General features: G+C 37.9%; 21 protein-coding genes and 2 pseudogenes. 3 read left to right on the top strand and 20 right to left on the bottom strand.

Annotated features, from left to right (window positions below; translation table 11 throughout):
• Positions 1 to 102: 102 nt before the first annotated feature.
• The 5 genes and pseudogenes from ACOMA9_RS01185 to ACOMA9_RS01165 form a co-directional block, all read right to left on the bottom strand.
• A complete protein-coding gene (locus ACOMA9_RS01185) occupies positions 103 to 1,743 on the bottom strand; it encodes a hypothetical protein (protein WP_330945076.1) in 1,641 nt (546 codons plus the stop codon).
• On the bottom strand, positions 1,733 to 2,476 hold the full coding sequence (locus tag ACOMA9_RS01180) for an ABC transporter ATP-binding protein (protein ID WP_022525912.1): 744 nt from the start codon (positions 2,474 to 2,476) through the stop codon (positions 1,733 to 1,735). The genes ACOMA9_RS01185 and ACOMA9_RS01180 overlap by 11 nt, the downstream gene beginning before the upstream one ends.
• A gap of 129 nt (positions 2,477 to 2,605) precedes the next feature.
• Positions 2,606 to 3,152, bottom strand: a pseudogene (locus ACOMA9_RS01175) (DUF1697 domain-containing protein).
• A 30-nt stretch (positions 3,153 to 3,182) separates the two neighbouring features.
• A complete protein-coding gene (uvrB, locus tag ACOMA9_RS01170) occupies positions 3,183 to 5,171 on the bottom strand; it encodes an excinuclease ABC subunit UvrB (protein WP_330945075.1) in 1,989 nt (662 codons plus the stop codon).
• A gap of 90 nt (positions 5,172 to 5,261) precedes the next feature.
• Positions 5,262 to 6,221, bottom strand: coding sequence for a CPBP family intramembrane glutamic endopeptidase (locus tag ACOMA9_RS01165; RefSeq protein ID WP_330945074.1), 960 nt, complete (start codon positions 6,219 to 6,221; stop codon positions 5,262 to 5,264).
• 162 nt (positions 6,222 to 6,383) lie between these two features.
• On the opposite strand from ACOMA9_RS01165, the gene ACOMA9_RS01160 reads away from it, so the two are divergent.
• From ACOMA9_RS01160 to ACOMA9_RS01150, 3 genes are all read left to right on the top strand, one after another.
• Positions 6,384 to 8,567, top strand: coding sequence for an ABC transporter substrate-binding protein/permease (locus ACOMA9_RS01160; protein ID WP_330945073.1), 2,184 nt, complete (start codon positions 6,384 to 6,386; stop codon positions 8,565 to 8,567).
• A complete protein-coding gene (locus tag ACOMA9_RS01155; protein ID WP_003024883.1) occupies positions 8,567 to 9,307 on the top strand; it encodes an amino acid ABC transporter ATP-binding protein in 741 nt (246 codons plus the stop codon). Before ACOMA9_RS01160 ends, ACOMA9_RS01155 begins: the two co-directional genes overlap by 1 nt.
• 382 nt (positions 9,308 to 9,689) lie before the next feature.
• The gene (locus ACOMA9_RS01150; RefSeq protein WP_421424384.1) at positions 9,690 to 11,225 is read left to right on the top strand and encodes an ATP-binding cassette domain-containing protein; all 1,536 of its coding nucleotides are present in this window, start codon (positions 9,690 to 9,692) and stop codon (positions 11,223 to 11,225) included.
• Positions 11,226 to 11,245: 20 nt separating this feature from the next.
• Here ACOMA9_RS01150 and ACOMA9_RS01145 read toward each other — a convergent pair whose 3' ends face one another.
• From ACOMA9_RS01145 to ACOMA9_RS01075, 15 genes and pseudogenes are all read right to left on the bottom strand, one after another.
• Complete coding sequence (locus ACOMA9_RS01145; RefSeq protein WP_421424382.1) at positions 11,246 to 12,994, bottom strand: ABC transporter ATP-binding protein; 1,749 nt, start codon at positions 12,992 to 12,994, stop codon at positions 11,246 to 11,248.
• On the bottom strand, positions 12,975 to 14,720 hold the full coding sequence (locus ACOMA9_RS01140) for an ABC transporter ATP-binding protein (RefSeq protein WP_330945071.1): 1,746 nt from the start codon (positions 14,718 to 14,720) through the stop codon (positions 12,975 to 12,977). The genes ACOMA9_RS01145 and ACOMA9_RS01140 overlap by 20 nt, the downstream gene beginning before the upstream one ends.
• A gap of 172 nt (positions 14,721 to 14,892) precedes the next feature.
• Positions 14,893 to 15,600, bottom strand: a complete 708-nt coding sequence (locus tag ACOMA9_RS01135; RefSeq protein WP_330945070.1) for a glucosaminidase domain-containing protein — start codon at positions 15,598 to 15,600, stop codon at positions 14,893 to 14,895.
• A gap of 120 nt (positions 15,601 to 15,720) precedes the next feature.
• Positions 15,721 to 16,308: a ribosome biogenesis GTP-binding protein YihA/YsxC gene (gene yihA, locus ACOMA9_RS01130; RefSeq protein ID WP_421424380.1), complete on the bottom strand. Its 588-nt coding sequence runs from the start codon at positions 16,306 to 16,308 to the stop codon at positions 15,721 to 15,723.
• Positions 16,309 to 16,319: 11 nt separating this feature from the next.
• Positions 16,320 to 17,552 carry an ATP-dependent Clp protease ATP-binding subunit ClpX gene (gene clpX / locus ACOMA9_RS01125; RefSeq protein WP_106083669.1) on the bottom strand — a complete coding sequence of 411 codons (1,233 nt, stop codon included), beginning with the start codon at positions 17,550 to 17,552 and terminating at the stop codon, positions 16,320 to 16,322.
• A gap of 38 nt (positions 17,553 to 17,590) precedes the next feature.
• Positions 17,591 to 17,764 carry a hypothetical protein gene (locus ACOMA9_RS01120; protein ID WP_195323165.1) on the bottom strand — a complete coding sequence of 58 codons (174 nt, stop codon included), beginning with the start codon at positions 17,762 to 17,764 and terminating at the stop codon, positions 17,591 to 17,593.
• Positions 17,764 to 18,276, bottom strand: coding sequence for a dihydrofolate reductase (locus ACOMA9_RS01115; protein WP_247905657.1), 513 nt, complete (start codon positions 18,274 to 18,276; stop codon positions 17,764 to 17,766). Before ACOMA9_RS01115 ends, ACOMA9_RS01120 begins: the two co-directional genes overlap by 1 nt.
• Positions 18,277 to 18,460: 184 nt before the next feature.
• Positions 18,461 to 19,300, bottom strand: coding sequence for a thymidylate synthase (locus ACOMA9_RS01110; RefSeq protein ID WP_247905658.1), 840 nt, complete (start codon positions 19,298 to 19,300; stop codon positions 18,461 to 18,463).
• A gap of 87 nt (positions 19,301 to 19,387) precedes the next feature.
• Positions 19,388 to 20,605 carry a voltage-gated chloride channel family protein gene (locus ACOMA9_RS01105; RefSeq protein ID WP_247906573.1) on the bottom strand — a complete coding sequence of 406 codons (1,218 nt, stop codon included), beginning with the start codon at positions 20,603 to 20,605 and terminating at the stop codon, positions 19,388 to 19,390.
• A gap of 14 nt (positions 20,606 to 20,619) precedes the next feature.
• Entirely contained in the window at positions 20,620 to 20,886 is a 267-nt protein-coding gene (locus ACOMA9_RS01100; RefSeq protein WP_003027973.1) for a chorismate mutase, read from the bottom strand.
• A gap of 442 nt (positions 20,887 to 21,328) precedes the next feature.
• Positions 21,329 to 22,561, bottom strand: a pseudogene (locus ACOMA9_RS01095) (aminoacyltransferase).
• Between the two features lie 305 nt (positions 22,562 to 22,866).
• A complete protein-coding gene (locus ACOMA9_RS01090) occupies positions 22,867 to 23,502 on the bottom strand; it encodes a Pr6Pr family membrane protein (RefSeq protein ID WP_330945094.1) in 636 nt (211 codons plus the stop codon).
• Positions 23,503 to 23,510: 8 nt separating this feature from the next.
• Complete coding sequence (locus tag ACOMA9_RS01085) at positions 23,511 to 23,849, bottom strand: zinc ribbon domain-containing protein YjdM (protein ID WP_247905660.1); 339 nt, start codon at positions 23,847 to 23,849, stop codon at positions 23,511 to 23,513.
• A 323-nt stretch (positions 23,850 to 24,172) separates the two neighbouring features.
• Positions 24,173 to 24,967 carry a pyrroline-5-carboxylate reductase gene (gene proC, locus ACOMA9_RS01080; protein WP_247905662.1) on the bottom strand — a complete coding sequence of 265 codons (795 nt, stop codon included), beginning with the start codon at positions 24,965 to 24,967 and terminating at the stop codon, positions 24,173 to 24,175.
• A gap of 4 nt (positions 24,968 to 24,971) precedes the next feature.
• The gene (locus ACOMA9_RS01075; RefSeq protein WP_247905663.1) at positions 24,972 to 26,234 is read right to left on the bottom strand and encodes a glutamate-5-semialdehyde dehydrogenase; all 1,263 of its coding nucleotides are present in this window, start codon (positions 26,232 to 26,234) and stop codon (positions 24,972 to 24,974) included.
• Position 26,235 lies beyond the last annotated feature (1 nt).

The raw sequence follows: 26,235 nt of genomic DNA, 5'->3' as shown, positions 1-26,235 counted from the left end.
TAGTATATAGATGTTTCAAAGCACACATAAAAATTTATAGACTCTTATCAATATATTCTTGCTAAGCAATAAAAACATAGTAAATATTCAAAAATTTTCAGCTTAATTTTCTACTTCAGTTTGAACTTTTTTCAAATAATAATTTGTCAGTAAAAATGCCATCATTGCAAGAGCAATCAGAAAAGTACCTGCTAACAAATAGCCCACTAAATCTGGTGATACAAGAATGAAATAAGCGCTTATTGCAATAATGGTTATGTAAATAATCATAGCAACAATTCCTAAAATCATCTTTAGTGAATTATTTTCACGATTAAATAATTCCGTCACATTTGACCAATTGGTCACTTGTAGGCGTTTATCACGATGATATCCCCATGCACTCCATGCTAAACAGGTCAATGTCCAAGCTACAATCATCAAGACAATAGCAACTGGTTGCACGCCGACAACAAAGGAAAAAATTGTCAATAAAATGAATGGTAAAATGGATTGAATGACAAATAAATTCCAAAACTTAAGTTTAAGATAACGTGCCATATCAAAAGGTAATACTTTCAAATAATCATAATTTTCACGTTCAAGTGAAATGCCAATTCCTGTTAAATTTGCTCCACCTGTATTTAAACTTGCTACAAATGTTGCTATTAACATCAATGGAAAAGCAAATCTTGTTGTCAAATAAGGAGAAATCATTTCACGATACTGCATAAAACTAGCCATTAACGGAATTAAAATAAAATAAGGTAACACACTAGGCATCAAAAGAGTTTGTAATAAGACGGAGCCATCACTGATTAGGTCTAATTGATAGCGCAACACAAACTGCGGAAAGTTCCTAAGTCCATTCATCTTGAAAATTTTCGTTCGTTTTTGTCTATTGACCGTTGCTGTTGTGGTCATTGCAGCTTCATAAAATTCTGGTAAAACCTTTCGCTTAACAATTATAAATAATATAACAGCTACGACTATCCATGTTCCCATTCCAAGCAACGAATTCAAAGCAAAAGGTTGCATACTGAAAGCATGAAAAATAGTCATTGGCGGAAAATAAGCAGGTTGATCTTGCAATATTGCGTTTTTAACGTTAGAGTTATTTTGCAAATTCACCAATAAAATCGCACCAAAAGCCATTATTGTAGCAAGAGCCAGTAAAATATTAGAGGCAAGCTTTTTATATTTCCTAAAAATAGTTGTTTTCGTAATAAAATGAACACCAACCAAAAGAAGGAAAATAAGTGTCGAAAACAGTACTCCTAACGAAATAAGCAGAATAGGGATTGCAAGCCAGATTGGTTGACCTGATTGCATTTGCAAACTAATAAAGTAAATAACAATCGGAAACACTCCCATTAAAGTAGTTAAAAGAACAGAAAATCCTTTCCCAACCATAATTTCGCTCTCACTAAAGGCATAAGGTCGGTAAGCTTGCAAGTCTTTACTTTCATAAAAAACATTGTAAAAGGAAAGAAATCCCTGTGCAAAGATGAATAAATAAAAGACGCTGACAAAATTCGAAAACAGCCCTGGATTCTGAGCAAGTGGTAAAAAAGCCCCTTGTACACCAAATATACAAGCATACAAAATTCCAGCATAGAGATAGTTCATCACTAGATTTCTAGCAACATTTCCTTTTTTATTTGGATTTTTTTGCTGTTTTTTACGATAACTAGAAAGCCTAGTTGATTGTGTCGTATAAATGATATTTGCATGAATGAGGGAGCGAATCGCTTTAAGACGCATCAGGACTCACCTCTTCTCTACGACCTGCCAAACTGAGGTAAATACTTTCTAAGGATTTTTCAGGATGTTGACCTTTCAATTCCTCAATCGTACCATAAAACAACAATTCTCCCTTTTTGAGAATGGCAATACGGTCACACAATTGCTCTGCCACTTCTAAAACATGGGTTGAGAACAAAACAGTATTTCCTTTATCTGCATGCTCTCGCATCATTTGTTTGAGGTCAAAAGCCGCCTGCGGATCCAAACCAGTTAAAGGCTCATCCAACACCCAGATATCTGGATCAGACAAAAGAGCACCAATGACAAACACTTTTTGTCGCATTCCATGTGAAAACGATTCAATAACTTCATAGCGATGAGCTGTAAAATCAAATAATTCCAGTAGCTCTGTTAAACGTTTCTCATAATCTGAAGGACTCATATCATAAGAAGTTCCAACCAATTCCCAGAATTCATTTGCTGTCAGACGTAAAAACAAATCTGGCGAATCAGCTACATAACCAATTTTCTTCTTGATTTCCAACCGATTAGCTGCTAATTCCTTGCCATCCACAAAAATCTGACCATGCGTTGGATTAATCACACTAACCAATGATTTAATCGTTGTTGATTTTCCAGCACCATTGTGTCCAATTAATCCTACAATTTCTCCACTCTGAAGCGTTAAATTCAGATGATTCAACGCTATCTTGTCATCGTACACTTTTGTAACATCCTTAAATTCAATCATAAATTCTCCTATCTATTGAATGTTTTCAGCATGATAGAAATAAAAGTAAAAATTCTTTCTCTTTATTCAAACATATATATTCATTAACAATTTATTATTAGTTTTCCAAAAAAACAAAATAATGCCTCTTTAACTAGTATCTGCCAACTCCAAAATTTTCTGAAAGGTTTTCCCATTACGAATAGTCAAAGACTTGTAAAAGTTAGATTTGAGTAGCTTCTTGTGGTAGTTGGACTTGAGATAGTCAGTCTGGTCGCTATTTCTGTAAAAGAAGGCTGTCTGACCGAAATGCAGCAGAACCCTGTCATTTGCCCAGCTCCCCGCTTCTACCTCTATCTGCTCGCGATTAGCCTCTGGCAGGAAAAAGAGGACATCGCGCCGATAAGCTGCCTCATCCTGCCACCAAGCAGGCAGTTTTGCCACTTCTTCTTAGAGAATAGCAGAGCTGAGCAGGACAAAAGGGATTGGAAAGTCATAGGATTGACTGAAATAAGCCGTCAAAATCGTCCTAATCTTTTTCTCGTGCTCCTGACTGTCAAAAAAGAGATTGCCGCTGTTGATGTAGGAGATAGGGTTCTCAAAGCCCAGCTCCGCCAAATCGGCCTTCAAATCAGACATGATAACCTTGTTTTTTTCCACCGACATTGATGCCGCGAAGTAAGAGAATATAACGCATTCTTCTTCCCTTCTTGCTTTGTTTGTCTTTCTAATCCACTGCCTTTATATCTAAAATCATATCGCGAATCTGTGCAGCCAGTTCGAAGTCGAGAAGTCCTGCAGCTTCTTGCATCTGACCTTCTAGTTTCTTGATCATATCCTTGCGCTCTTGCTTGTTGAGGCTTTCGATTTCGACAATTTCTTCTTTGTCTGGCAGGACAGATTTGGTTACACTGATTAGGTCACGAATTTCTTTCTGGATTGTTTGCGGTACAATACCATGTTCTTCATTATAAGCCATCTGAATTTGACGACGGCGAGCGGTCTCGTCCATAGCCTTCTGCATGGAGTCAGTCACCGTGTCCGCATACATGATGACATGACCCTCACTGTTGCGGGCAGCCCGACCAATAGTTTGGATCAAACCACGCTCATTACGTAAGAAACCTTCCTTGTCTGCATCAAGAATGGCAACCAGACTAACCTCTGGCACATCAATTCCCTCACGCAACAGGTTAATTCCGACTAAAACATCAAAGACACCTAACCGCAGGTCGCGGATAATTTCTGTCCGCTCTAAGGTCTTGATATCTGAGTGCATGTATTTGACCTTAACACCCATTTCTTTAAAGTAATCCGTCAGATCTTCTGCCATCTTTTTAGTCAACGTCGTGATAAAGGTCCGCTCATTCTTCTCTGCACGCGCATTGATTTCGCCTAAAAGATCATCTATTTGTCCCATAGTCGGACGCACTTCTACTTCTGGATCCAGCAGACCAGTTGGTCGAATAATCTGCTCAATCACTGTATCCGTCTGCTCCCGCTCATAGTCGCCCGGTGTCGCAGATACATAGACAATCTGATGAACATGACTTTCAAACTCCTCCCGACGCAGCGGGCGGTTATCCAAGGCAGAAGGCAAGCGAAATCCATAATTAACCAACATTTCCTTCCGTGAGCGGTCACCATTATACATACCCTTGATTTGCCCCATCGTCATATGACTTTCGTCCACCATGATTAAAAAATCATCAGGGAAGAAATCTAGTAAAGTGTAAGGTGGCTCACCTTCGCTCCGTCCGTCCATATGGCGAGAATAATTCTCTACGCCATTCGTGTAGCCCATTTCGCGCAGCATTTCAATATCATAGTCAGTTCTTTGTTTCAGCCGCTGAGCTTCTAAAAGTTTCCCTTCCTTTTCAAAAAAGGCTAGTTGTTCTTCTAATTCCGCTTGAATCTTGGCAATGGCAATCTCCATATTTTCGTCATTTGTCATAAAGTGAGTAGCAGGAAAAATGGCTAAATGATCCACTTCACCCAAAACTTGTCCCGTCAACGCTTCTACTTCTCGAATACGGTCAATTTCATCTCCAAAAAATTCCACCCGAAAGGCATGTTCATCGCGAGAAGCCGGAAAAATTTCTACTACATCACCACGCACACGGAATTTTCCCCGCTGAAAATCAATATCATTACGCTCAAACTGGATATCCACCAAATCATTGAGAAGTTTATCCCGTGAAATCTCCAAACCAGGTCGCAGACTGACCACGCTATCGGAGTATTCCTTAGGTGAACCCAGACCATAAATGCAGCTGACTGACGCCACTACAATCACATCGTTGCGTTCCAAGAGAGCCGAGGTTGCTGAGTGACGAAGCTTGTCAATCTCATCATTGACAGAGCTGTCCTTCTCAATATAGGTATCACTGGAAGGCACATAGGCTTCCGGTTGATAGTAATCATAGTAAGACACAAAGTATTCGACCGCATTGTCAGGGAAAAATTCCTTAAATTCCCCATAAAGCTGACCTGCCAGAGTTTTATTATGAGCGATGACTAAGGTCGATTTATTAACCTTTTGAATAACCTGACTCATAGTATAGGTCTTCCCAGTTCCTGTCGCTCCCATGAGAATCTGAGCTTTCTCACCACCCTCTATATTATCCACTAATTGCTCAATCGCCTGTGGTTGATCTCCTGAGGGCTCATACTTAGAAACCAGTTTAAATTTATTGTCCGTAATTCTATTTATCATTATTCTTTTCCTCTATACAATCTTCTCTTATTTTATCATATTTCTAAAAATATCACTGACTTAGGATAATAAGAAGCCCACCTAGTAAAACTAAGTGAGATTTGATTTTCTAAATTGTAATGCTGCTGGTAATTTATCTTCTTTTTTAAGAGACCAATACAGATAGAAAATGCTGAGAATTAACACCAGACTGGTGAAAATAGATCCTTCTGCTCCAAAAGCCCCACCCGAAAGCCAATCTACGTTGGATTTCGTATTGTAAGAAAAGACGGAAGTTTCTGCTCCCTGACCACTGACCTGAATACCATAAATGTTACCTTGAACAAAATTCCAAGCACCGTGAATACCAGCCAGCCCCCACATATTGTCAGTTTTTAGCATGTAAAAACAAGCAAAAGCACCATCGAGAATAATATTGACAATCGAAAGAAGCGTCACACCAGGATTTAGTAAATGGAGAGCACCAAATAGGCTAGCAGAGATTAAAATACCGACCAAAATATTTGACTTAGCAGTAACTGTCGGAAATAGCCAACCACGCGTCACCAGTTCTTCTGTTCCTCCTTGTAACATCCAAAACGGAATCAGGGCGATGATAAAGAGAAATGGCTCCAAACTAAGATGGTTGAGTTCTAACCTACCTACACCTGTCATCAAAAGTAAGACAACTATGAGAGAAAACTGTGCCGCTCCAATCAAAAAACCTTTTCCTAATTCTTTAAACCAATTTTCCTTAAAAAAACCAAGACTTGAAAAAGGTCTTTTTTCAACGCATTTCACCCAAAGAAAGAGAGCCAAAGAAATAAAGAAAAAGAGGAAGAGTTGAATGAAAATCATATAATGCGATATCAGTTCTTGTATCATTACAAAGCCTGCCCCAGAATGAACAAGGCCAAACACAAGACCCAGCAGTATCGAAATTGGAACCAATGCAAGCCCGCCGACAATTTCACCTCCATAAACAAAAACAATCGAGAGAATAACTGCCAACCAAATAGGTGGAATGTAACGGGACTGTTTCACATTATCAAGCATACGAAATTGAAACATAAAATCTCCTTTCCTTTTTTGATTATTATATCATATTTATTTTATGCAAATCAAAAAAGAAATTTTCGTATATGTTATAAAATCTAACATAAAAATACAAAATATTTGTATTTTAAAGATATTTTTGGTATAATTTAAAAATATTCTTTAAAGGAGAGACTCATGAAGAAAAAAATTATAACTTTTTTGTTAGCTTTACTACCACTCTTTGCAGTAACAGCCATTCATGCCGATACAATCAAAGTGGTATCTGATACAGCTTACGCACCTTTTGAATTTAAAGATTCCGATCAAACTTATAAAGGTATTGATGTAGATATCATCAATAAAGTTGCTGAACTAAAAGGTTGGGACATCAATATGACTTTCCCTGGATTTGATGCAGCGGTCAATGCTGTTCAATCTGGTCAGGCAGATGCTATCATGGCTGGAATGACAAAAACTAAAGACCGTGAAAAAGTCTTCACTATGTCTGATACTTATTATGATACAAAAGTTGTCATTGCAACGACTAAAGCCAATACAATCAGCAGTTATTCCCAATTAAAAGGGAAAACTGTTGGGGTTAAAAACGGAACTGCCTCTCAACGCTTTCTAGAAAAAATCAAAAACAAATACAAATTTACTATCAAAACATTTGACACAACTGATTTGACTTACAACAGCTTGAATTCTGGTTCGATTGATGCCATGATGGACGACCAACCAGTCATTGAGTATGCTATTAAACAAGGTCAAAATTTAAAAATCTCTATAAAAGGAGAAGCTGTTGGTAGTTTTGCTTTTGGTGTCAAAAAGGGAAGCAAGTATGAATATCTGATAACAGAATTTAACGAAGCACTTGCTCAAATGAAAAAAGATGGTTCTCTTGACAAAATCATCACAAAATGGACAAGTTCTACAACTACGAAAACAACTAGTTCTACTCCAGAAACCACTACTCCCGCTGGTCAAAAAGCTACTCCTGTAAAATCAACATATACCATTGCGAGTGACTCTTCCTTTGCACCATTCGTCTTCCAAGACAGCAACAATAAATATACTGGGATTGACATGGATTTGATAAAAGCCATTGCCAAAGATCAAGGTTTCAAGATTGAAATTACAAATCCCGGATTTGATGCCGCTTTAAATGCTGTACAATCTGGACAAGCTGATGGAATGATTGCAGGAATGTCTGTGACAGATGCTCGTAAAGAGACCTTTGATTTCTCAGAACCATATTATACTGCAAATGCAATCCTTGCTGTTAAAGAATCTAGCACAATTGCTTCATATAAAGACTTGAAAGGCAAAACAGTCGGCGTAAAAAATGGTACTGCTTCGCAAACCTTCTTAACAGAAAATCAAAACAAGTATGGCTATAAAATCAAGACATTCGCTGACGCTTCTTCTATGTATGACAGTTTAAACTCTGGCTCTGTGGACGCCGTTATGGACGATGAACCTGTTGTCAAATATTCCATTAGTCAAGGTCAAAAACTAAAAACTCCAATCAAGGGAACCCCTATCGGAGATACTGCTTTTGCAGTGAAAAAAGGTAGTAATCCTGAATTGATCCAAATGTTTAACAATGGTTTGGCAAATATTAAAAAGAACGGTCAATATCAAAAAATTCTTGATAAATATTTGAAAAAGACCAGCTCTGCTTCTAGCTCTTCAGACAGTACAGTTGATGAAACAACCATTTGGGGGCTTCTCCAAAACAACTATAAACAATTGTTAAGCGGACTTGGTATCACCATTGCTCTTGCGCTTCTGTCATTTGCTATTGCTATGGTCATCGGCATCATCTTTGGAATGTTTAGCGTGAGTCCCGTCAAAGCCCTCCGCGTCATCTCAGAAATCTTCGTGGATGTCATCCGTGGAATCCCACTTATGATTCTCGCAGCCTTTATCTTCTGGGGCATTCCAAATCTCATTGAATCAATGACAGGGCATCAAAGTCCGATTAACGATTTTGTAGCTGGTACAATTGCTCTTTCTCTCAATGCAGGTGCTTATATTGCAGAAATTGTCCGTGGTGGGATTCAAGCTGTTCCAGCTGGACAAATGGAAGCCAGTCGCAGTCTTGGTATTTCTTATTCCAAGACAATGAGAAAGATTATTCTGCCACAAGCAACAAAAATCATGTTACCAAACTTCGTCAATCAGTTTGTTATCGCTTTGAAAGATACTACAATCGTCTCTGCTATCGGTCTTGTTGAACTTTTCCAAACAGGTAAAATCATCATTGCTCGTAACTATCAAAGCTTCAAAATGTATGCTATCCTAGCAGTCTTTTACTTGATTATCATCACTCTTTTAACGAGACTTGCCAAACGCTTAGAAAAGAGGATTAAATAATGGCTAAATTAAAAATTGATGTCAATGATTTGCATAAATACTATGGGGAAAATGAAGTCCTAAAAGGAATCACAACAAAATTCTATGAAGGAGATGTGGTCTGCATCATCGGCCCCTCTGGCTCTGGAAAATCAACTTTTCTACGTAGCCTAAACCTGCTTGAAGAAGTTACAAGCGGCTCTATTACCGTGGACGGTTTCGACCTAACTGACAAAAAAACAGATGTCGACTTGGTTCGTGAAAATATCGGCATGGTTTTCCAACACTTCAATCTCTTCCCTCACATGACAGTTTTGGAAAATATCACCTTTGCTCCTGTCGAGCATAAACGGATGACACAAGCTGAAGCAGATAAACTTGGTATGGAATTATTAGAAAAAGTCGGTCTCTCTGATAAAGCTGATGCCATGCCAGACAGTCTCTCAGGTGGACAAAAACAACGTGTGGCGATTGCACGTGGACTTGCTATGAATCCTGATATTATGCTCTTTGACGAACCTACTTCTGCTCTTGATCCCGAAATGGTTGGAGATGTTCTCAATGTTATGAAAGAATTGGCCAAGCAAGGCATGACCATGATTATCGTGACTCATGAAATGGGATTTGCTCGTCAAGTAGCCAACCGTGTCATCTTTACAGCTGACGGAGAATTCTTAGAAGACGGCAAACCCGACCAAATCTTTGACAATCCACAGCACCCACGCCTCAAAGACTTCTTGGACAAAGTCTTGAATGTGTAATAACACTCCATCCCGAAAATTATTTCGGGATTTTTTATATTCGTATTTAATTTACTCCCGATTAAAAACTTAACTCAGGTCTCTTTTGACATTAAATCACTTTTTTGTTATATTAAAATCAATAAAATTCGGAGGTAAGGAGCTTATGTACAAGAAATCTATTGCTTAAAGGAAACTTTATCTAGTAGATTTTTTGTTATGCTCCTGCCTATTTTTCATAAAAGAAAATTTTTTCAAACTTCTCAATGATAAATATATTCGTTGCAAACTACTCCGTTTTGCAATGTTTGTTGGCAATCCAAAAACAAGAACAGCTCTACTAGATAAATAGGGCTGTTTTTCTTAGCTCTAAAATGACAATGAACATCAAAAGGAGACTTGTATGCTACAAATTCGACATTTAACTATTACCCATTTAAAAGATTTGAAAGATTTAGTTAGCGATTTATCGCTTACTGTCAATGCAGGCGATAAAGTCGGCATTATCGGAGAAGAAGGGAATGGAAAATCTACTCTTCTCAAGCTGCTTATGAATGACACACTTGTTTCAGACTATGTTAGTTATAGGGGAAAGATTCAGAAAAGCTATAGTCATTATGCTTATTTGCCGCAAAGTTTACCTAAAAATGAAAGAAGGCTCTCCCTCAACGATTACTTCTTTGGCGATTTGGACGTAGACTTAGATTACAGCAAACTTTACCGCTTTGCTCAAGAATTACATTTTGATAGCGAACGTTTTACTAGTCAGCAAACAATAGCCACTTTATCCGGTGGCGAAACATTAAAAGTGCAGCTTTTAAAAATCCTCTCTACAAATTGGGACATTCTCTTTTTAGATGAACCTTCTAATGATTTAGACATCGATACTATGATTTGGCTGGAGAACTTTTTGCAAAATACACCTCAAACAGTCATGTTTGTTTCACATGATGAAAGTCTTTTAAGTCATGCAGCAACAAAAATCGTGCATTTGGAATTGGTTAAGAAAAAGCAAGAAGCTAAAACAACTGTGAGGAATCTTGATTATGAAAATTACAGCCAGCAAAGACAGACCGCATTTGAAAAGCAAACTAAAGATGCAAAAAAAGAACGAGAAGAATATCAAAAAACAATGGAAAAACATCGCCGCGTCAAACAAAGTGTGGAGCACGTGCTGCGCAACACTCATGATAGCACGGCTGGGAGATTAGTGGCTAAAAAAATGAAAAATGTCCTCTCACAAGGCAAACGATTTGAAAGAGAAGCGGCTGAACTGACAGAATTGCCAACACAGGCAGATGCTATCAATCTGAAATCTCCTGCTATCACTCCTCTGCCATCTACAAAAAGAGTAGTCACTCTCGAGCAAATGTGTTTGAAGGTAGGAGAACGCACTTTAGCCCAAAATATAAATTTTGAACTCTTAGGGCAGAAAAAGATTGGGATTATTGGTGAAAATGGTGCCGGAAAATCTACTTTTCTCAAAGAACTACGAAATCTATTGCAAAAGAAAAAAGGCATTACGCTAGGGTATATGCCTCAAATCTATCCTGATAGTTTAAACGAAGTCGATTCTCCAATAGATTTTCTAACATCCACAAGAGAGGGTATTGAGCGAGAAAAAATCCTCACCCACCTAGCCAGTCTGCAATTCACGCGCAATGAAGTGCAACATTCTATTTCCCAGCTATCTGGTGGACAAAAAGCTAAATTACTGCTTCTAAAAATGGTATTAGATCAAGCAAATGTCTTGTTGCTAGATGAGCCGACACGCAACTTTTCTCCCACTTCTCAGCCACAAGTACGAAAACTTTTTACAGACTATAACGGCGCTATCATTACCGTTTCACATGACCGCACCTTTCTCAAAAAAGTTTGTCAGAAAATCTATCGCTTGACTGAAACAGGACTAGAGCCAGTCCGCAAAGAACAGCTATAAGTTTGTTCTCCTAGTCGATCTTAAACAGCCAAGTTCCCTTGAGCTGTCTGCATTTGGTAATAAACGCCTTGTGCTTGCATCAGCTCTTGATGACTGCCATGTTCCACAATATCTCCGTCAACCAACACTAAAATGATATCTGCATTCTGAATGGTAGACAAGCGATGAGCAATGATAAAACTGGTTCTTCCTACCATGAGCTTATTTAAAGCCTCTTGAATGAGCACTTCAGTCCGCGTATCAATAGAGGATGTTGCCTCATCCAAAATCAGGATTTTAGGAATCGCTAGAAAAACACGCGCAATGGTCAATAACTGCCGTTGTCCTTGTGACAAAGAATCTCCTGCATCTGCTAGATAAGTATCGTAGCCATGTGGCAATTGCTGAATAAAGAAATGAGCATTAGCAGCTTTAGCTGCTGCAATTACTTCTTCTCGGCTAGCCTCTGGTCGCCCAAAAGCAATATTTTCATGAATTGTCCCCGTCTTCAGCCATGTTTCTTGTAAAACCATACCAAACTGCTGGCGAAATGAAACTCTGGTGTAATCTGTAATATCTCTGTCGTCTAACTTAATCTTACCCGCATCTACATTATAAAAACGCATGAGGAGATTGATTAAAGTCGATTTCCCAGCACCAGTTGGTCCGACAATAGCAACTTTGCTTCCTGCTGGAACGGTCATGTTTAAATCGTGAATCAAAGGTTTATCTTTTTCATAACCAAAACGGACGTGCTCAAAATGAATCGCACCCCGTACTGCTTCACTCGTGAGTTCTTCTTTTCCAGTTTCTACAACTTTTTTTTCATCTAAAATCATGTACAAGCGCTCTGCACAAGCAAGGGCACTTTGTAATTCAGCCATAACAGACGAAATATCGTTGAATGGCTTGGTGTATTGGTTGACATAATTTAAGAATGTCACTAATTGGCCAACTGTGAAACTAGAGCCATTGATGATACGAACTGCACCAAATCCAACAACAATGGCATAAATAAGAGCATTCACGAAGCGAGTCGCTGGATTGACAGTAGAGGAATAAAAAATAGCATCCTGAGAATAGTCCGCATAGCTCTCATTGCCCTTTGTAAAATCCGTAATGAATTGCTCTTGGGCATTGAAACTGTGAATCAAACTTTCTTGAGACAAACTTTCTTCAATGAGCTGCGTCTGCAGCCCCCGAGCTGTTGTTTGTTTTTGAAACAGCTTGTAACTTTTACGGGCAATAAAACGCGCAATCAGCATAGATAAGGGAGTTAAAAGCAAGACTAATATCATCATGAAAAAGTCAATCCTTGCCATTGTCACAATCGTTACAAAAATAGTCAACACGCCTACAAAAAACTGATTGAAGACCATGAGCAGACCATTATTTAACTGCTCCACATCCGTCGTCAATCGACTCACTAAATCACCACTCCCTTGACGATCAAGATAAGCCAAGGGAAGTCGATGAATTTTTTGAATGACTGCATCCCGAAGTTTCTGACTATAACTATAAATCAACTGATTATAGATTAAAGGATTGAGCCATTGAATCGCTGTATTGGCAACAATCACCATACCCATTTTCGAGAGAATTGGAAGCAAATGCTGACTTGCATCAGGAAGTAAAACACTATCAACTGCATTCCCAATCAAAATTGGCAAATAAATGGTCAAAGCAACCTGAACAATTGTTCCAATTGTAGCTAGTAGGAAAAGCCAGCGCTGTTGCAACAAATCACTTGCAAGGCGTTTCAGACCACTTTTAGAATACCTCGTTTTCATGCTTTTCCTCCTTACTATGTTGTGAGAGATGAATTTCTCGATAAATAGCGCTCGTTTGAAGCAAATCTTCATGTTTGCCAAGAGCGACCTGCCGACCCTTGTCCAAGACAAGTATCTGATCAGCTGCACGCAAGCTATTGGTTCGCTGTGAAATTAAAATCAAACTTGTGTTCTTTAACTGCTCTTTAATCGCTTGCAATAGTTTAGCTTCTGTTAAATAATCAAGTGCCGAAGTGGAATCATCCAGCACCAGAAAAGGTGCTTTTTGTAAAATAGCGCGCGCAATCGTCAACCGTTGGCGTTGACCACCGGAAAAATTCCGACCAAAAGCTTCTACTACTGCATCTAGCTGACCTTCTTTTTCCTGTACAAAGTCACTAGCCTGCGCAATATCAAGAGCCCACCAAAGTTGTTCATCCGTCACCTTGTCTTCCAAACCCAGCAATAAATTTGAGCGAATCGTTCCGCGGAACAATTCTGCTTTTTGTGGCACCAAACTCATCCAAGTGCGCCATTCTTTAAGATTTCGAGGGCTTCGACCATTTTTGAAAATAGCCAACTGACCAGTATCAATCGTATACAAATGCGCTAAGAGCTGCACCAAGGTTGATTTTCCTGAGCCTGTTCCACCAATCACTCCCAAAGTCTGACCAGATAGTACGTCAAACGAAATATTTTCCAAAGCTGGACTAGCAGCTTGTGGATAGGTAAAGGTAACATTTTCGGCAGAAATAGATTGAGCACCAACAGAATGCCGTATTGACAGTTCTGCTAGTACATCTTCCTCTTCCTGTTCAAAAACCTCTTGGATTCGTCCAGCGCTGATGTAACTTTGGTTCAAAGAAGTGACGAGCATAGCTAATTTCAACAGTTCTATCAAAATTTGCAAAAGGTAATTGACTAAAGCGACTAATTCCCCTTGCGTCAGCAAATCCTGTCCAATAGCTAGATTCCCATGCCAAATAACCATGACCAACGTACTATTTACCACTAAAAAAGTCAACGGGCTAATCAAGCTAGACCAAACTCCTGTTTTTATCTGCCAGGTCTTATAAATTTCATTGGTATCTCTAAACTCATGAATTTCTTTATTTGTTTGCCCAAAGGCACGGATAACACGCATACCTTGCAGTTGCTGGCGTGTCATATTGACAATTTTATCTGTAATCTGCCGAATTTTAGCGTAAAGCGGATTCACCAAGCGTGACATGATATAGATAATGCCCGTTAGGATGACAACCATGAGTAAGAACCACAGTGTAATACTTGGACTAATCAAAAATGCCATGATTATTGAGCCAAAAACAATAATCGGCGCGCGCAAAAAAAGACGAAGAAATTGATTGATACCAGTCTGAATTTGATAAGTATCACTTGTCAAACGAGTGACCAGACTAGATGTCGTCAAGTTATCTCGACTAGCTTTTGGCAAACGCATAATCTTTTGATATAAATCTTTGGTTAATTGACGTGTAAATCCTACCGCTGCTTTTGAAGAATAATATTGAGCAATAACCGCCACAACAACACCAAATGATGCTAGGACAACCAACAAAAAGACCATGGTATAAAGATGCGCACTATCTTTTTTAGGGATTGTTTGGTCAACAATTGTTGCAATCAAAATTGGCACCAATAGCTCAAAACTAGCTTCTAACAATTTAAAAAGCGGTCCTAACAAGGATTCCTTGATATAACCTTTAAAATATTTCAATAAATCTTTCATGAAATCTCTTTTCCTACACAAAACTAGTTCTATTTTATCATAATCTAGCCTTCTCTGTGATTTGTTAGCGGATACAATTATTTTTATAGGAGAATTTTTGTTAGATGAATTCCAGATAAAAAGGAGAAGAACGATGTCGCTCTCTCCTACTAAATTTCTTTCAAATAAAATATTATTGATGACGATTTGCCCAAGCGACATCCAAATCTAACACTTCCTGTGTTGTGTATTGTTGGCGATAAGGATTGTAGACTTTGTTAGTTGTTGCAACATTGGTTGCTTGCACATTTGGTACATCGTATTGTGTCAAATTATATTGTTGAATCAAATTATTCAACTTAACATTATAGCTTGTATCCGTTGCATAGATACCTGTTAAAGCAGCAGTCGCATTCATATAGCTAGTCGTATTACTCTTCCAAGCATAAGTGTAGCGGCTATGTTTTAAAATCGCCACATAGTCTTGTAAAGATTCAACATAACTTGGATAGGATCTAAATTCTGCATTGACATTATAACTATTTCCTTGTCCATCATCTTCTAGTGTAGGCATTGTGGCTGACTGACCAGCATACTGTCCTTTGATGCCAAACAAATTATGATGAGGAGCGGCTGATAAAGCAGAACGTCCAGAATTGCTTTCCAGAATTGCTTGTGCAATCATAACCGAAGCATACAAATCATTCTCTTGTCCTAATTGACGAGCCGTTTCACCAATTTGTGAAATGAACACCTCTGTTTGAGTTAACGGACGTTGGTAAGTCTCATCATTGGCACTAGCTGGGTGAACTTGCTTGGACAAAACTGCACTAACCAATAAAGCGGCGACCGCCAAAGCTAGAACTGTTAAAATTCTTTTTTTCAATTTTTTCTTTCTCATAGCTTATTCTCCAGTATAATATATTTTGATTATAACATAAAATTCCCAGCTCTTAGTTACAATTTGGTGACAGATTCATTATAAAAAACCGAGAAAATGATTCTCAGTCTTTCTTCAACTCTAAATTTTTTCCAAAATCGCATCCCAAGCTGCATCTAAACCATCTTTATTGACAGATGAAAAAACAATAAAATCATCATTTTTATCAAAATCTAACTTTTTCTTAATGATTGATTCATGCTTGTTCCATTTACCGCGTGGAATTTTGTCAGCTTTCGTGGCTACGACAATGACTGGTATTTCATAATATTTGAGAAATTCGTACATTTGTACATCGTCTGCACTTGGCTCATGCCGAAAATCCACTAGACTGACAACTGCTCTGAGATTTTCCCTGCTCGTCAGATATTCCTCGATCATCTTGCCCCACTTCGCTCGTTCTGTCTTAGAAACTTTAGCATAGCCATATCCTGGGACATCCACAAAACGAAGTTTGTCATCAATATTGAAGAAATTCAGTAATTGCGTTTTTCCTGGCTTGCCAGAAGTTCGAGCTAGATTTTTTCGATTTAACAATGTATTGATAAAGGAAGATTTACCAACATTTGATCGTCCAGCAAGGGCAATATCAGGAATCTCGTCTTGCGGATAATGAGATTTATTTGCTGCACTTAGCAAAATTTCTGCATTGTGTGTGTTAATTTCCATTGCACACCTCTTTATGCTGTTTCTAAAATCGGCTTATCCGTTCCGTCAACTGCTTCCTTGGTAATCCTTACCAGCTTCACATTTTCTTGACTTGGAACTTCAAACATGACATCTATCATAGTTTCCTCGATGATTGAACGTAATCCGCGCGCACCTGTCTTACGTTCAATGGCTTTGTTGGCAATCTCTTGGAGAGCATCATCATCAAACTCCAATTTGACATCATCATAAGAAAGAAGAGTCTGATATTGCTTCACTAAAGCATTCTTTGGTTCGCGAAGGATTCGCACCAAATCATCAACTGTTAAAGGCTCAAGCGCTGCAAACACAGGTAAACGACCAATCAATTCAGGAATCAAGCCAAATTTTTGAATATCTTCAGAGATGATTTCTTGCATATAAGAACCAGTTTCATCAATGGCCTTGTTGTTTTGACCAAAACCGATAATTTTTTCGCCTAGACGTTGTTTGACAATTTCTTCAATACCGTCAAATGCACCACCAACGATAAAGAGAATATTTTTCGTATCTACTTGAATCATCTCTTGTTGAGGGTGCTTGCGGCCGCCTTGCGGAGGTACGCTGGCTACAGTTCCTTCAATAATTTTGAGGAGCGCTTGCTGAACACCTTCACCAGACACATCACGAGTAATAGAGACATTTTCGCTTTTCTTCGCAATTTTATCAATCTCATCTACATAGATGATACCACGTTCAGCACGCTCAATATTGAAATCTGCTGCTTGCAAGAGTTTCAAGAGAATATTTTCAACATCTTCTCCGACATACCCAGCTTCTGTCAAAGCTGTCGCATCTGCAATCGCAAAAGGAACATTCAGACTTTTTGCTAAAGTTTGAGCGAGGAAGGTCTTGCCAGAACCAGTTGGACCAATCATAAGGATATTGGATTTCTGCAATTCGACATCTTCCTCATCTTCACGATTATCATGAAAATTGATGCGTTTATAGTGATTGTAGACAGCCACAGCCAAAGCACGCTTAGCACGGTCTTGTCCAATCACATAGTGATTCAAAATATTGAGTAGTTCTTGTGGTTTTGGCACTTCTGACAAGTCTGCTAGCACTTCTTCTGCTAGTTCCTCTCTGATGATTTCTTGTGCTAATTCCACACATTCATTACAAATAAAGGCATTATTTCCTGCGATGATCTTTTGCACTTCTTCTTGGCTTTTACCACAAAAAGAACAATAAACCATCATTTCGTTCGTACGATTTGTAGGCATTTTTCACTCCAATTCTATTCGTTGTTTATTCTTTTTTCTCATTTAAATAAGGTCATATAAAAAGCATGAATACTATTCACTAAATTTGTAAAAGCATTCAGCCAAAAGAGCACTGACAATCCATACCGTTTTTTACGAAAAGCTTGCGTTGCCGCCATAACACAAACGATACATAAAAGAGCCGTAAAAAATCCGAAAATACTACGTTCCATTACGACTCCTTTCTCTGAAAGGTTGTGACAGTAAAGTCATACTCATTCTTTTCATCTTTGGCATGAAACTGATGAGACAACTCCTGAAATTTCGTCATATCAAAATCTTTCGGAAAATAAGTATCACCTTGTAAACGAGCATGAATATGGGTAATAACTAATTCATCTATTAAGGGCTCGAACGCAGAAAAAATCTGACCACCGCCGATAATATAAAGAGTTTTTTCCTGAGTCTCATACCATTTCATAACCGAGTCAACATCATGAAACACCAGAACTCGCTCATTCTCTGCCTGATAGGATTTGTCTCTCGTCAAAATAATTGTCGTGCGATTGGGCAATACCCTGCGGTTCATCCCATCAAAAGTCACTCGCCCCATTAAAATAGCCTGCCCAGTTGTCATTTCTTTAAAATGCTTGAGATCAGCTGGTAAATGCCAGGGCAATGTGTTGTTTCGCCCAATCAAGCCATTCTCATCTTGCGCCCAAATAGCTACAATTTTCTTTATCATTTCCTCATCCTTTGAATTGATATTTCTATTTTATCAAATTTCACAAAAAAAGGCTGACTTTAACTATCAAATCAACACTAATTTATATCGCACAAGAAATCCATTCTTTTATGATGTCTAGTGAAAATAGTTAGATACAGCCCTTTATTTTTTAGATTTTGAAAATCTGAAAATTACTTCATTCTCAAATCGCTAAATCAAATTTCAACTGCGGCTTAACAGGGTCATAATTGATCAATTCAAAATCGTCTGCTTTAATATCAAAAAAGTTGGTTCCGTCTGGAACATTTAAAACCAAGCGTGGCGTACAGTTAGTTGGTTCACGTCGAAGTAATTCTTTAGCCTGTTCAAATTGATTATCATAAATGTGCAAATTATTGACAAAATAAAAGAATTTACCAACTTTCCAGTCAAAATGCTTAGCAATCATCATTTGCAATGCTACATACTGCATGGCATTGATGTGATGAGCTACTAGCATATCATTTGAGCGTTGTGTCAGAGTTGCATCCAGATAAATGTCACCGTCTACACGGCGTACATCAAACATGGTCTGAAAAGCACACGGTAGTAGACCTTCTGTTTCTTCAAATGCTTCATAATCCCAAAGCGAGATAATATTTCGTCGATTCCAAGGATTGATTTCTAGCTGTTTCAAGATTTTATTGATAATATCATGTTTCTTAACAACAGCGCCATAGCGCAAGCCAATCGTTCGAGTATCTCCTACTTCCCAATCATTCCAATAATGAACATTGTACTTTTCTTCTAAAATATCTAAGCTATTGGATTGGTCTTGGTAAATCCAGAGCACCTCTTTGATAGCTGACTTAATAGCAATCGGCCGAAGCGTTGTAATAGGAAATTCTCCCTTGCTCAAGTCGTATTCAGCAAAAGAACCTGTAATATACTTAGAGTTAGCCACTTTCCCGTTTTTATAACGAGGGCGTGCATTTTCAGAAAAAACACCTTCATCTAAAATTTTTCGAATATTTTCTTTAAAAATAGTATCTGCTTTTGTCATGATTTCCCTTTTCTAATATTGCTTTTTCTAGTATAACACAAAATAAAAATCTCCTACAAGTTAAAACCTCGCAGGAGAAAACATGCTTCAATATCGAATTTTTTGAGCTCCATAAATCGAATGCTGACGATGTAGAGAAAATGCCACCACACACACTATGAAAAAATAGGGGAAATTAGTAAAGCCAAATACTTCACAGCCAATTAAAATCGGGCCTAAGAAAGTAGAGGTCGCACTTCCAAAAACAGCAGCATAACCTAGTGCAGCAACCAAACCAACTGGAAGTCCAAATAGACCTGCTAGCAACACACCTAAGCTTGTACCAATTGCAAAAAGCGGTGTCACTTCTCCACCTTGAAAGCCAGCTGCCAAAGTCAAAACTGTTAGAAGTAACTTGAAGAGCCAATCATATACATAGACGGGCTGACCAGCAAAACTAGCTGCAATCAAATTTGTTCCAAGCCCTGAGTAGCGACCTTTATCTAACAGCAGAAAGACGATACTTAAAAATATTCCCATAACGACAATCCGTTTGTAGGGATTTGGAAAAGTAATTGCTGCTTTCTTTTTGCTCCATGAGAGAGCATAAGCAAATACATTGCCGCAAAGTCCAAATAGAACTCCAAGAAACACTAATTTGATAAGAAGCGTCGGTGACAATACCAGATGCACAGAAATTGGCTGTACAAACTTCTCAAGCCCTAACGCATGCGATGTCCAAGAAGCAACGAAAGAAGCAATCATTGCAGGATACAGAGCCGTCAGTTGCATGGTTCCTACAACCAAGACTTCCATTGCAAACAAAATTGCCGCCAGCGGTGTTTGAAACAGTCCAGCAAAACCAGCAGCCATCCCTGTGACTAAAAAGATTTTTGAAGTGTTGGGGATAGAAAATTTCTTGCCAAACCAATGAGAAACTGTTGCTCCTAATTGTACTGCTACTCCTTCTCGACCAGCTGAGCCACCAAAAAGGTGCGTCATCCAAGTTGTCAATATAACCAAAGGGATCAGGCGCTTTGGGATATGATTCTCTACACCATGTCCTACATCAAAAATCAAGGTCATCCCTTTACTACTTTTTCCGCCGTATTTTTGATAAAGAAATACAATCGCTAATCCTGCTAAAGCTAAAAAAGGAATCAAGTAAAAAGGATGCATTGACCGAACTTCGCTTAAAAATATGAGAGTTCGTCCAAATATCGTATCAGTAACTCCGATCACTAATCCTATCAGAATGGACAATATGGTAATAGCTACCACTCGCTTTCCACTATTGATCAGCTCTATGTCACGTGCATTTTTCATTTGAATTTCCTTTGTTATTTGATGTGTTGGTCTTGATAAGCACGCGAATGTTTCAAAATATCAGAAAAAGTCTGAACAATGCTTTCTTCGTACTGTTTTTCATGTACACTATTTGCAACTTTCTCTAAAATTACTTGTTCTCGCTGAGTGTCTAATACAGCTTTTCCAGTCTGACGTTTATAGAGAGCAACTTGACTCACCAAAGCCATTCTTTTTTCTAGTAAGGCAATCAAATCTGCATCTATTTGATCAATTTCTTTTCTAATTTCTACTAAATCCATGATTTCCTCCTAATTGCTTTCTATCTTAACAAAATTTTTCACAATATGCTAGTAATCGTCAGGTTTTGAATCTCAAGTCCTAATTTTCTCAATTTTAGCAGAAAAATAACACTCAAATTGAGAAAAGTTCAAATAAAGCCTATTCTTTCAGCTCTAAAACGAAAAGTTAATGTGAGAGTCGTTTTTATACAGATAAAGATCTATTGGGATTACAAGTGCTATAACTTCATAGGAAAGTGTGGGGGCAAATTTGACACAAGATTGTTTCTTATGATGAATAATTGACTAAAATATAATAAAAAGTTGATGTAAAGCCAAAAAAAGAAGTACACATTAGTAGAACTTCTGATTTTTAATTTGAGAACCTTTCTATATATTATATTCTCAGTTTGCATTTTTATGAGAGTGATGATGATAGAATTATGAGAATATATCTCAGGTTTTACCTATTTAAAATTTTTTTAATTATTTGAATAGTTTTATGTTTAAACGGGGAAGGATAATATCTAAAAGTTCCCATTTTTCTTAGGACATAACCATTGAAATTTTGTTTAAAACGAAGTACACTGTCAGAACCATCAAAATGACCAGTAATACCCAAAAGGTTGTAACAGGGAATACCTCGCTTGATTGATTCTCGCATTACATAATCTTGCAAAAGAGCAGGTGCGTAGAATTTGTTAAATTCAGGATAGGATCCAGAAAAGAGATAGACCGTTTCTTGGGGAGTGTATATAAAAAGACTGCTAGCTAATATTGTACTTTCGTCTCCATGCTTTTTTAATAGTTGGTATGCTTCGTTTTTTCGTATTTCAAACGTTTCAAATTGACTAGATAGTTCTCGAATTTGATTCAGTTTTTTTCAGAGGAATGGTTGTTTTCTTCAAGATAATCTTGTAGTAATTTAATCTTTTTGGATAATTCATCCTGATTACTTTGCAGACGCTCCAAATAATTTTTGAAATTTATGCTAGCTATGATAAATTCTGCATTGTTTCCAAAGCTATCATAAAATTTTTCATAATAATCTAAAGTCTTATCATTATAGTTGCGACGTTCAGAAGTTGATGAAGTAATCTGCTTAAATTTATAAAGCTCATTACGTTTAAGTTTATGCAGTTCTATACCAAATGTTTTAGCTTTTTTACTAATGATTTTCTTTGTTTAGTAAAAGATTTTAACAACGTTTCTTCTGTTAAGTCATTTAGGTCTTTTACAAAATGCCAATCACCTTCACCTCCAGGATAGTCCTTTTGTAAGCCATCAAATTGGTAATTCAGGTTGGTGAGCATAGATACAAGTTCCTTCTTTTCTGTACTAATAGGCTCACCTTTACTATTGAAGACTTGATAAATATCATAAGGTTTTACAACCAGCTCCATAGCCTTTAACTTTCTTGCATAGATTTTTAATTCTTCATAAAATTTAGGTAAGAACTCATAATTAGTAACAACAGGTCCAGAGTTGATTTCTAGGTATAAACCACCCGCCATCTTTGTACTAAATAATAAGGCTGATACTTGTAATTGATTGTTAGTAAAGAAGCCAATGAACTCAACATTATACCCTCTTTTTTCAATAGAATAGACATTTCTACGGATGGAATAAAGGATTTCCATTTTACCTTTTGATAATGTTGTTTAAATATTTCTTTAGTAATCATTTCTAAAGGCATTGTTCTGTACTCCTTGAGCTTTTGTAGTTTAATAAACAAAGCTGGTGAAGCTAAAGAATAAAATTATTTCTTATTTGAAAACGTTTTTATTTCTAATTATCTTGTCATTATAAATTTAATGATGTCAAAATATTTGCTTTTAAATTTAAAAATTATGAAACTTTTCATTTACTAAAATCTTGTATTTATTATAAATATCATATTTTTAGCTTAGTTTCAAGCAATTTATTTTTCGGAAAGAAAAAAGTCTGAAGAAAATTATTCAAAAAGAATGGTTTTCTTCAAACAGAATCTATTTTCAAGTATTAAGAAGACAATTTCCTACGCGAGGATAGGGACATAACCCCATAAAATAAGAAACCTGCTAACAAATAGCCGATAAAAATTTTAAGTGACCATTGCAGTACATACGGCCAACCGTATTTTGGAATATTTAAGAAAAAATAAGCAAAAGGACTATCTTTTGCACCTGGAATAGACCATTTGATAATTAGGCCATTAAATAGAGCAAAAGCCAAATAAATCAAAGGCACACTCGTCCAAGCAATCGGGTCAAACCAACGATATTGTGAGCGTTTATCAAACAACAAGGTATCTGCTAAAAACCATAGTGGCACAATGTAATGACAAAGGAAATTTTCAAGTCGATAAAAATCAGTTGCGAGCGGTGCCAACATAAAATGATAAATGACGCATGTAATCATAATACACATGGTCACTCCGCCTTTTAGCCGAAACAGCGACTGCGTTTGCCAACGATGTTCAGAACGCGCCATTAGATAGAGCAAATAGGCCGTAAAAACTGTGACAATCATGTTAGATAAAACTGTGTAGTACATCAGCATTCCTAAGCCACCATGCTTTGTGATTTCAAGGTAGACTCCTATAAACCCTAACATAAACAATATCATGCGGCTATAAAAAATCACATTTCGCTTCATCATCAACCTCAGATTTTCTTGACAAACTCTGATTTGAGCTTCATCGCACCAAAACCATCAATCTTGCAGTCAATATTGTGGTCTCCTTCTACAATCCGAATATTTTTCACGCGCGTCCCTTGTTTCAAATCCTTTGGAGCACCTTTGACCTTTAAATCTTTGATGAGAGTGACGGTATCTCCGTCCGCAAGCTGATTCCCATTTACATCAATTGCTCTGATACGATCATCTTCTTCAACGACTTCTGCCGGATTCCATTCGTATGCACATTCAGGGCAAACTAACAGCAAACCGTCTTCGTAAACATATTCTGAGTTGCATTTTGGACAATTTGGTAATTGATTCATACTTCTCCTTCACTAATCTCTAGACATCACACCTAGAATTTATCATGCTTTTCCATTTTACTATAAAATAAAAAATTTGACAAATGAGATAAAATGAATAATTTTTAAAAGACTTTTTGGCTTAATACTTAATAAAAATTACAAGATTTAACGTCCTTCACTTCTATCTGCTAATACCTTGAGCAATCAACTGCTATGTTGTTGATTAATTGCACCATACACTTTGCAGTTAGAGATTTTTACAAAGATAAAGAATCATTTGATTTTCTCTTATAGATTTTTCTAATGTCACAAAATACTTCAAGCATTGGAAACCATCTATGTCATTTGCCTAGTTTCTGAGTGCGTTTATAAGATGCAGCAACGGCTTTGATAATGTTTCCTCTGAAAGCATCTGCTTCAAGACTCGCTACTCCCGCAATCGTTGAGCCTGCTGGGCTACAAACCTGATCTTTGAGAACCGCAGGATGTTGGCCACTTTCTTTGACTAATACCGCTGAACCTAAAAGGGTTTGATTCGCTAATTGCAAAGCCAAATCTCGTGGTAAGCCAGTTTGTACCCCTGCATCAGCCAGTGCTTCCAAAAAGAGATAAACAAACGCAGGACCACATCCAGCCACAGCAGTTGCCGCATCTAACTGCTGCTCCTTTAAATGAACCAACAAACCGGCAAGATCCAATAGTTCACACAACAAGTGTTCATCCTGCTCTGTTGCTTCATCTGATAAAGCATAGCTGATAACACCAGCACCAACTGCAACAGGCGTATTGGGCATTATCCGGATTAACCGATGTTGTGTAGGAACGAGAGCTTCTAACTGCTGCAAGGTCAAGCCGGCAGCCATAGAAATGAGTAAAACAGAGCTGCGCTTTTCCAAAATAACCTGGTATTCTTGTAACAAATCCGCAAATTGATTGGGTTTCACACCCAAGAAAATAACATTTGCTTGCTCAAAGATGACTTCGTTCGTGACAGGTTCGCCACCCACTTCATTCGCAATCTGCTTTGCTTTTTCTGAGCTTCGATTTGCGAGCAGGATTTGATGTTTTTTTTGCCTAGCCACTACACGTGCTAAACCGCCACCCATATTTCCTAAGCCGATAAATCCAATTTTCATGTTTTTACTCCCTAATTTGTCCTGAACCTTGCACAACATATTTATAACTCGTTAATTCTTTTAAGCCCATCGGACCGCGTGCGTGTAATTTCTGAGTAGAAATCCCCATTTCACAGCCTAAACCAAATTCTCCACCGTCTGTGAAACGTGTGGAGGCATTGACATAGACTGCTGCACTATCAACCTGCTCTGTAAAAATCGCTGCGCTGGTGGCATTGTTGGTAATAATGGCATCTGAATGATGTGTGCTGTGTTGCTCAATATGTGTGATAGCTTCTTCCAAAGAATCCACTACCTTTACAGCCATGATGTAATCTGAAAATTCGCTATCAAAGTCGCTAGGCTCTGCTATTTCCCCTGAGATGAAAGAGCGAGCTGTTTCATCCAATCGAAGTTGAACAGGTACTACCCCACGCGCTTTACGAACAGTTACTAAGCGTTCTTCTAATGTTGGGAGAAACTGGAAAGCAATTTCTTTATGAACCAAACAGACTTCCATTGCATTGCAGACCGAAGGACGACTGGTTTTGGCATTGTTGATAATCTCTAGTGCCATTTCTTGGTCAGCGTCCTTATCAACATAGATATGAACAATCCCCGTACCAGTCTCAATCACAGGAACAGTCGCATTTTCAACGACAGCTTGAATCAGCCCCGCACCCCCACGAGGAATTAGCAAGTCCAAATATCCTTTTGCTTTCATCAAGATTTGAGCACTTTCACGACTGGTATCTGACACCAACTGCAAGCAATCATCTGAAATCGCGGTCTGACGAAGTGCCGCCTTTAGCGCGGAAACAATGGCAGCTGCTGTTTTGTGTGCCTCTTTTCCACTACGAAGGATAACTGCATTTCCGCTCTTAATGGCTAATGCGGCTGCATCAGATGTCACATTTGGACGACTTTCATAGATAATTCCAATCACTCCAAGAGCTACCCGCTTTTTAGTGATTTCTAGTCCATTTTCCAAATGAGAGACTTCTAAGATGTCTCCAACGGGGTCTGTCAACGCAATCACTTGACGAATGCCAGCTGCCATGTCTTTGATGCGATTGGCATCTAAATACAGACGATCCAACATGACCTCAGAAATATGACCTCTTGCTGCTGTCATATCTTCCGCATTGGCCATCAAAATTGCGTCCGTAGCTGCTTCTAAATAATCAGCCATCAAAGACAGAGCTTTATTTTTCTCAGTTGTTGAAGCTGTGTTAATTGATTTTTTTGCTTGCTTGATTTTCTCTAGTAAGCCTTGTGTACTATTCATA

It is taken from the genome of Streptococcus atopicus (genome assembly GCF_049166725.1).
In the GTDB taxonomy this organism is placed as follows: domain Bacteria; phylum Bacillota; class Bacilli; order Lactobacillales; family Streptococcaceae; genus Streptococcus; species Streptococcus hominis.
The sequence above is the reverse complement of the archived record's forward strand: the minus strand, read 5'-3'. Positions and strand labels throughout refer to the sequence as shown.

What these genes read in the sequence shown, in the direction of transcription:
- ACOMA9_RS01185 (WP_330945076.1), bottom strand. Translation starts at nt 1,743, where the DNA reads ATGCGTCTTAAAGCGATTCGCTCCCTCATTCATGCAAATATCATTTAT.
- ACOMA9_RS01180 (WP_022525912.1), bottom strand. Translation starts at nt 2,476, where the DNA reads ATGATTGAATTTAAGGATGTTACAAAAGTGTACGATGACAAGATAGCG.
- uvrB (WP_330945075.1), bottom strand. Translation starts at nt 5,171, where the DNA reads ATGATAAATAGAATTACGGACAATAAATTTAAACTGGTTTCTAAGTAT.
- ACOMA9_RS01165 (WP_330945074.1), bottom strand. Translation starts at nt 6,221, where the DNA reads ATGTTTCAATTTCGTATGCTTGATAATGTGAAACAGTCCCGTTACATT.
- ACOMA9_RS01160 (WP_330945073.1), top strand. Translation starts at nt 6,384, where the DNA reads ATGAAGAAAAAAATTATAACTTTTTTGTTAGCTTTACTACCACTCTTT.
- ACOMA9_RS01155 (WP_003024883.1), top strand. Translation starts at nt 8,567, where the DNA reads ATGGCTAAATTAAAAATTGATGTCAATGATTTGCATAAATACTATGGG.
- ACOMA9_RS01150 (WP_421424384.1), top strand. Translation starts at nt 9,690, where the DNA reads ATGCTACAAATTCGACATTTAACTATTACCCATTTAAAAGATTTGAAA.
- ACOMA9_RS01145 (WP_421424382.1), bottom strand. Translation starts at nt 12,994, where the DNA reads ATGAAAACGAGGTATTCTAAAAGTGGTCTGAAACGCCTTGCAAGTGAT.
- ACOMA9_RS01140 (WP_330945071.1), bottom strand. Translation starts at nt 14,720, where the DNA reads ATGAAAGATTTATTGAAATATTTTAAAGGTTATATCAAGGAATCCTTG.
- ACOMA9_RS01135 (WP_330945070.1), bottom strand. Translation starts at nt 15,600, where the DNA reads ATGAGAAAGAAAAAATTGAAAAAAAGAATTTTAACAGTTCTAGCTTTG.
- yihA (WP_421424380.1), bottom strand. Translation starts at nt 16,308, where the DNA reads ATGGAAATTAACACACACAATGCAGAAATTTTGCTAAGTGCAGCAAAT.
- clpX (WP_106083669.1), bottom strand. Translation starts at nt 17,552, where the DNA reads ATGCCTACAAATCGTACGAACGAAATGATGGTTTATTGTTCTTTTTGT.
- ACOMA9_RS01120 (WP_195323165.1), bottom strand. Translation starts at nt 17,764, where the DNA reads ATGGAACGTAGTATTTTCGGATTTTTTACGGCTCTTTTATGTATCGTT.
- ACOMA9_RS01115 (WP_247905657.1), bottom strand. Translation starts at nt 18,276, where the DNA reads ATGATAAAGAAAATTGTAGCTATTTGGGCGCAAGATGAGAATGGCTTG.
- ACOMA9_RS01110 (WP_247905658.1), bottom strand. Translation starts at nt 19,300, where the DNA reads ATGACAAAAGCAGATACTATTTTTAAAGAAAATATTCGAAAAATTTTA.
- ACOMA9_RS01105 (WP_247906573.1), bottom strand. Translation starts at nt 20,605, where the DNA reads ATGAAAAATGCACGTGACATAGAGCTGATCAATAGTGGAAAGCGAGTG.
- ACOMA9_RS01100 (WP_003027973.1), bottom strand. Translation starts at nt 20,886, where the DNA reads ATGGATTTAGTAGAAATTAGAAAAGAAATTGATCAAATAGATGCAGAT.
- ACOMA9_RS01090 (WP_330945094.1), bottom strand. Translation starts at nt 23,502, where the DNA reads ATGAAGCGAAATGTGATTTTTTATAGCCGCATGATATTGTTTATGTTA.
- ACOMA9_RS01085 (WP_247905660.1), bottom strand. Translation starts at nt 23,849, where the DNA reads ATGAATCAATTACCAAATTGTCCAAAATGCAACTCAGAATATGTTTAC.
- proC (WP_247905662.1), bottom strand. Translation starts at nt 24,967, where the DNA reads ATGAAAATTGGATTTATCGGCTTAGGAAATATGGGTGGCGGTTTAGCA.
- ACOMA9_RS01075 (WP_247905663.1), bottom strand. Translation starts at nt 26,234, where the DNA reads ATGAATAGTACACAAGGCTTACTAGAGAAAATCAAGCAAGCAAAAAAA.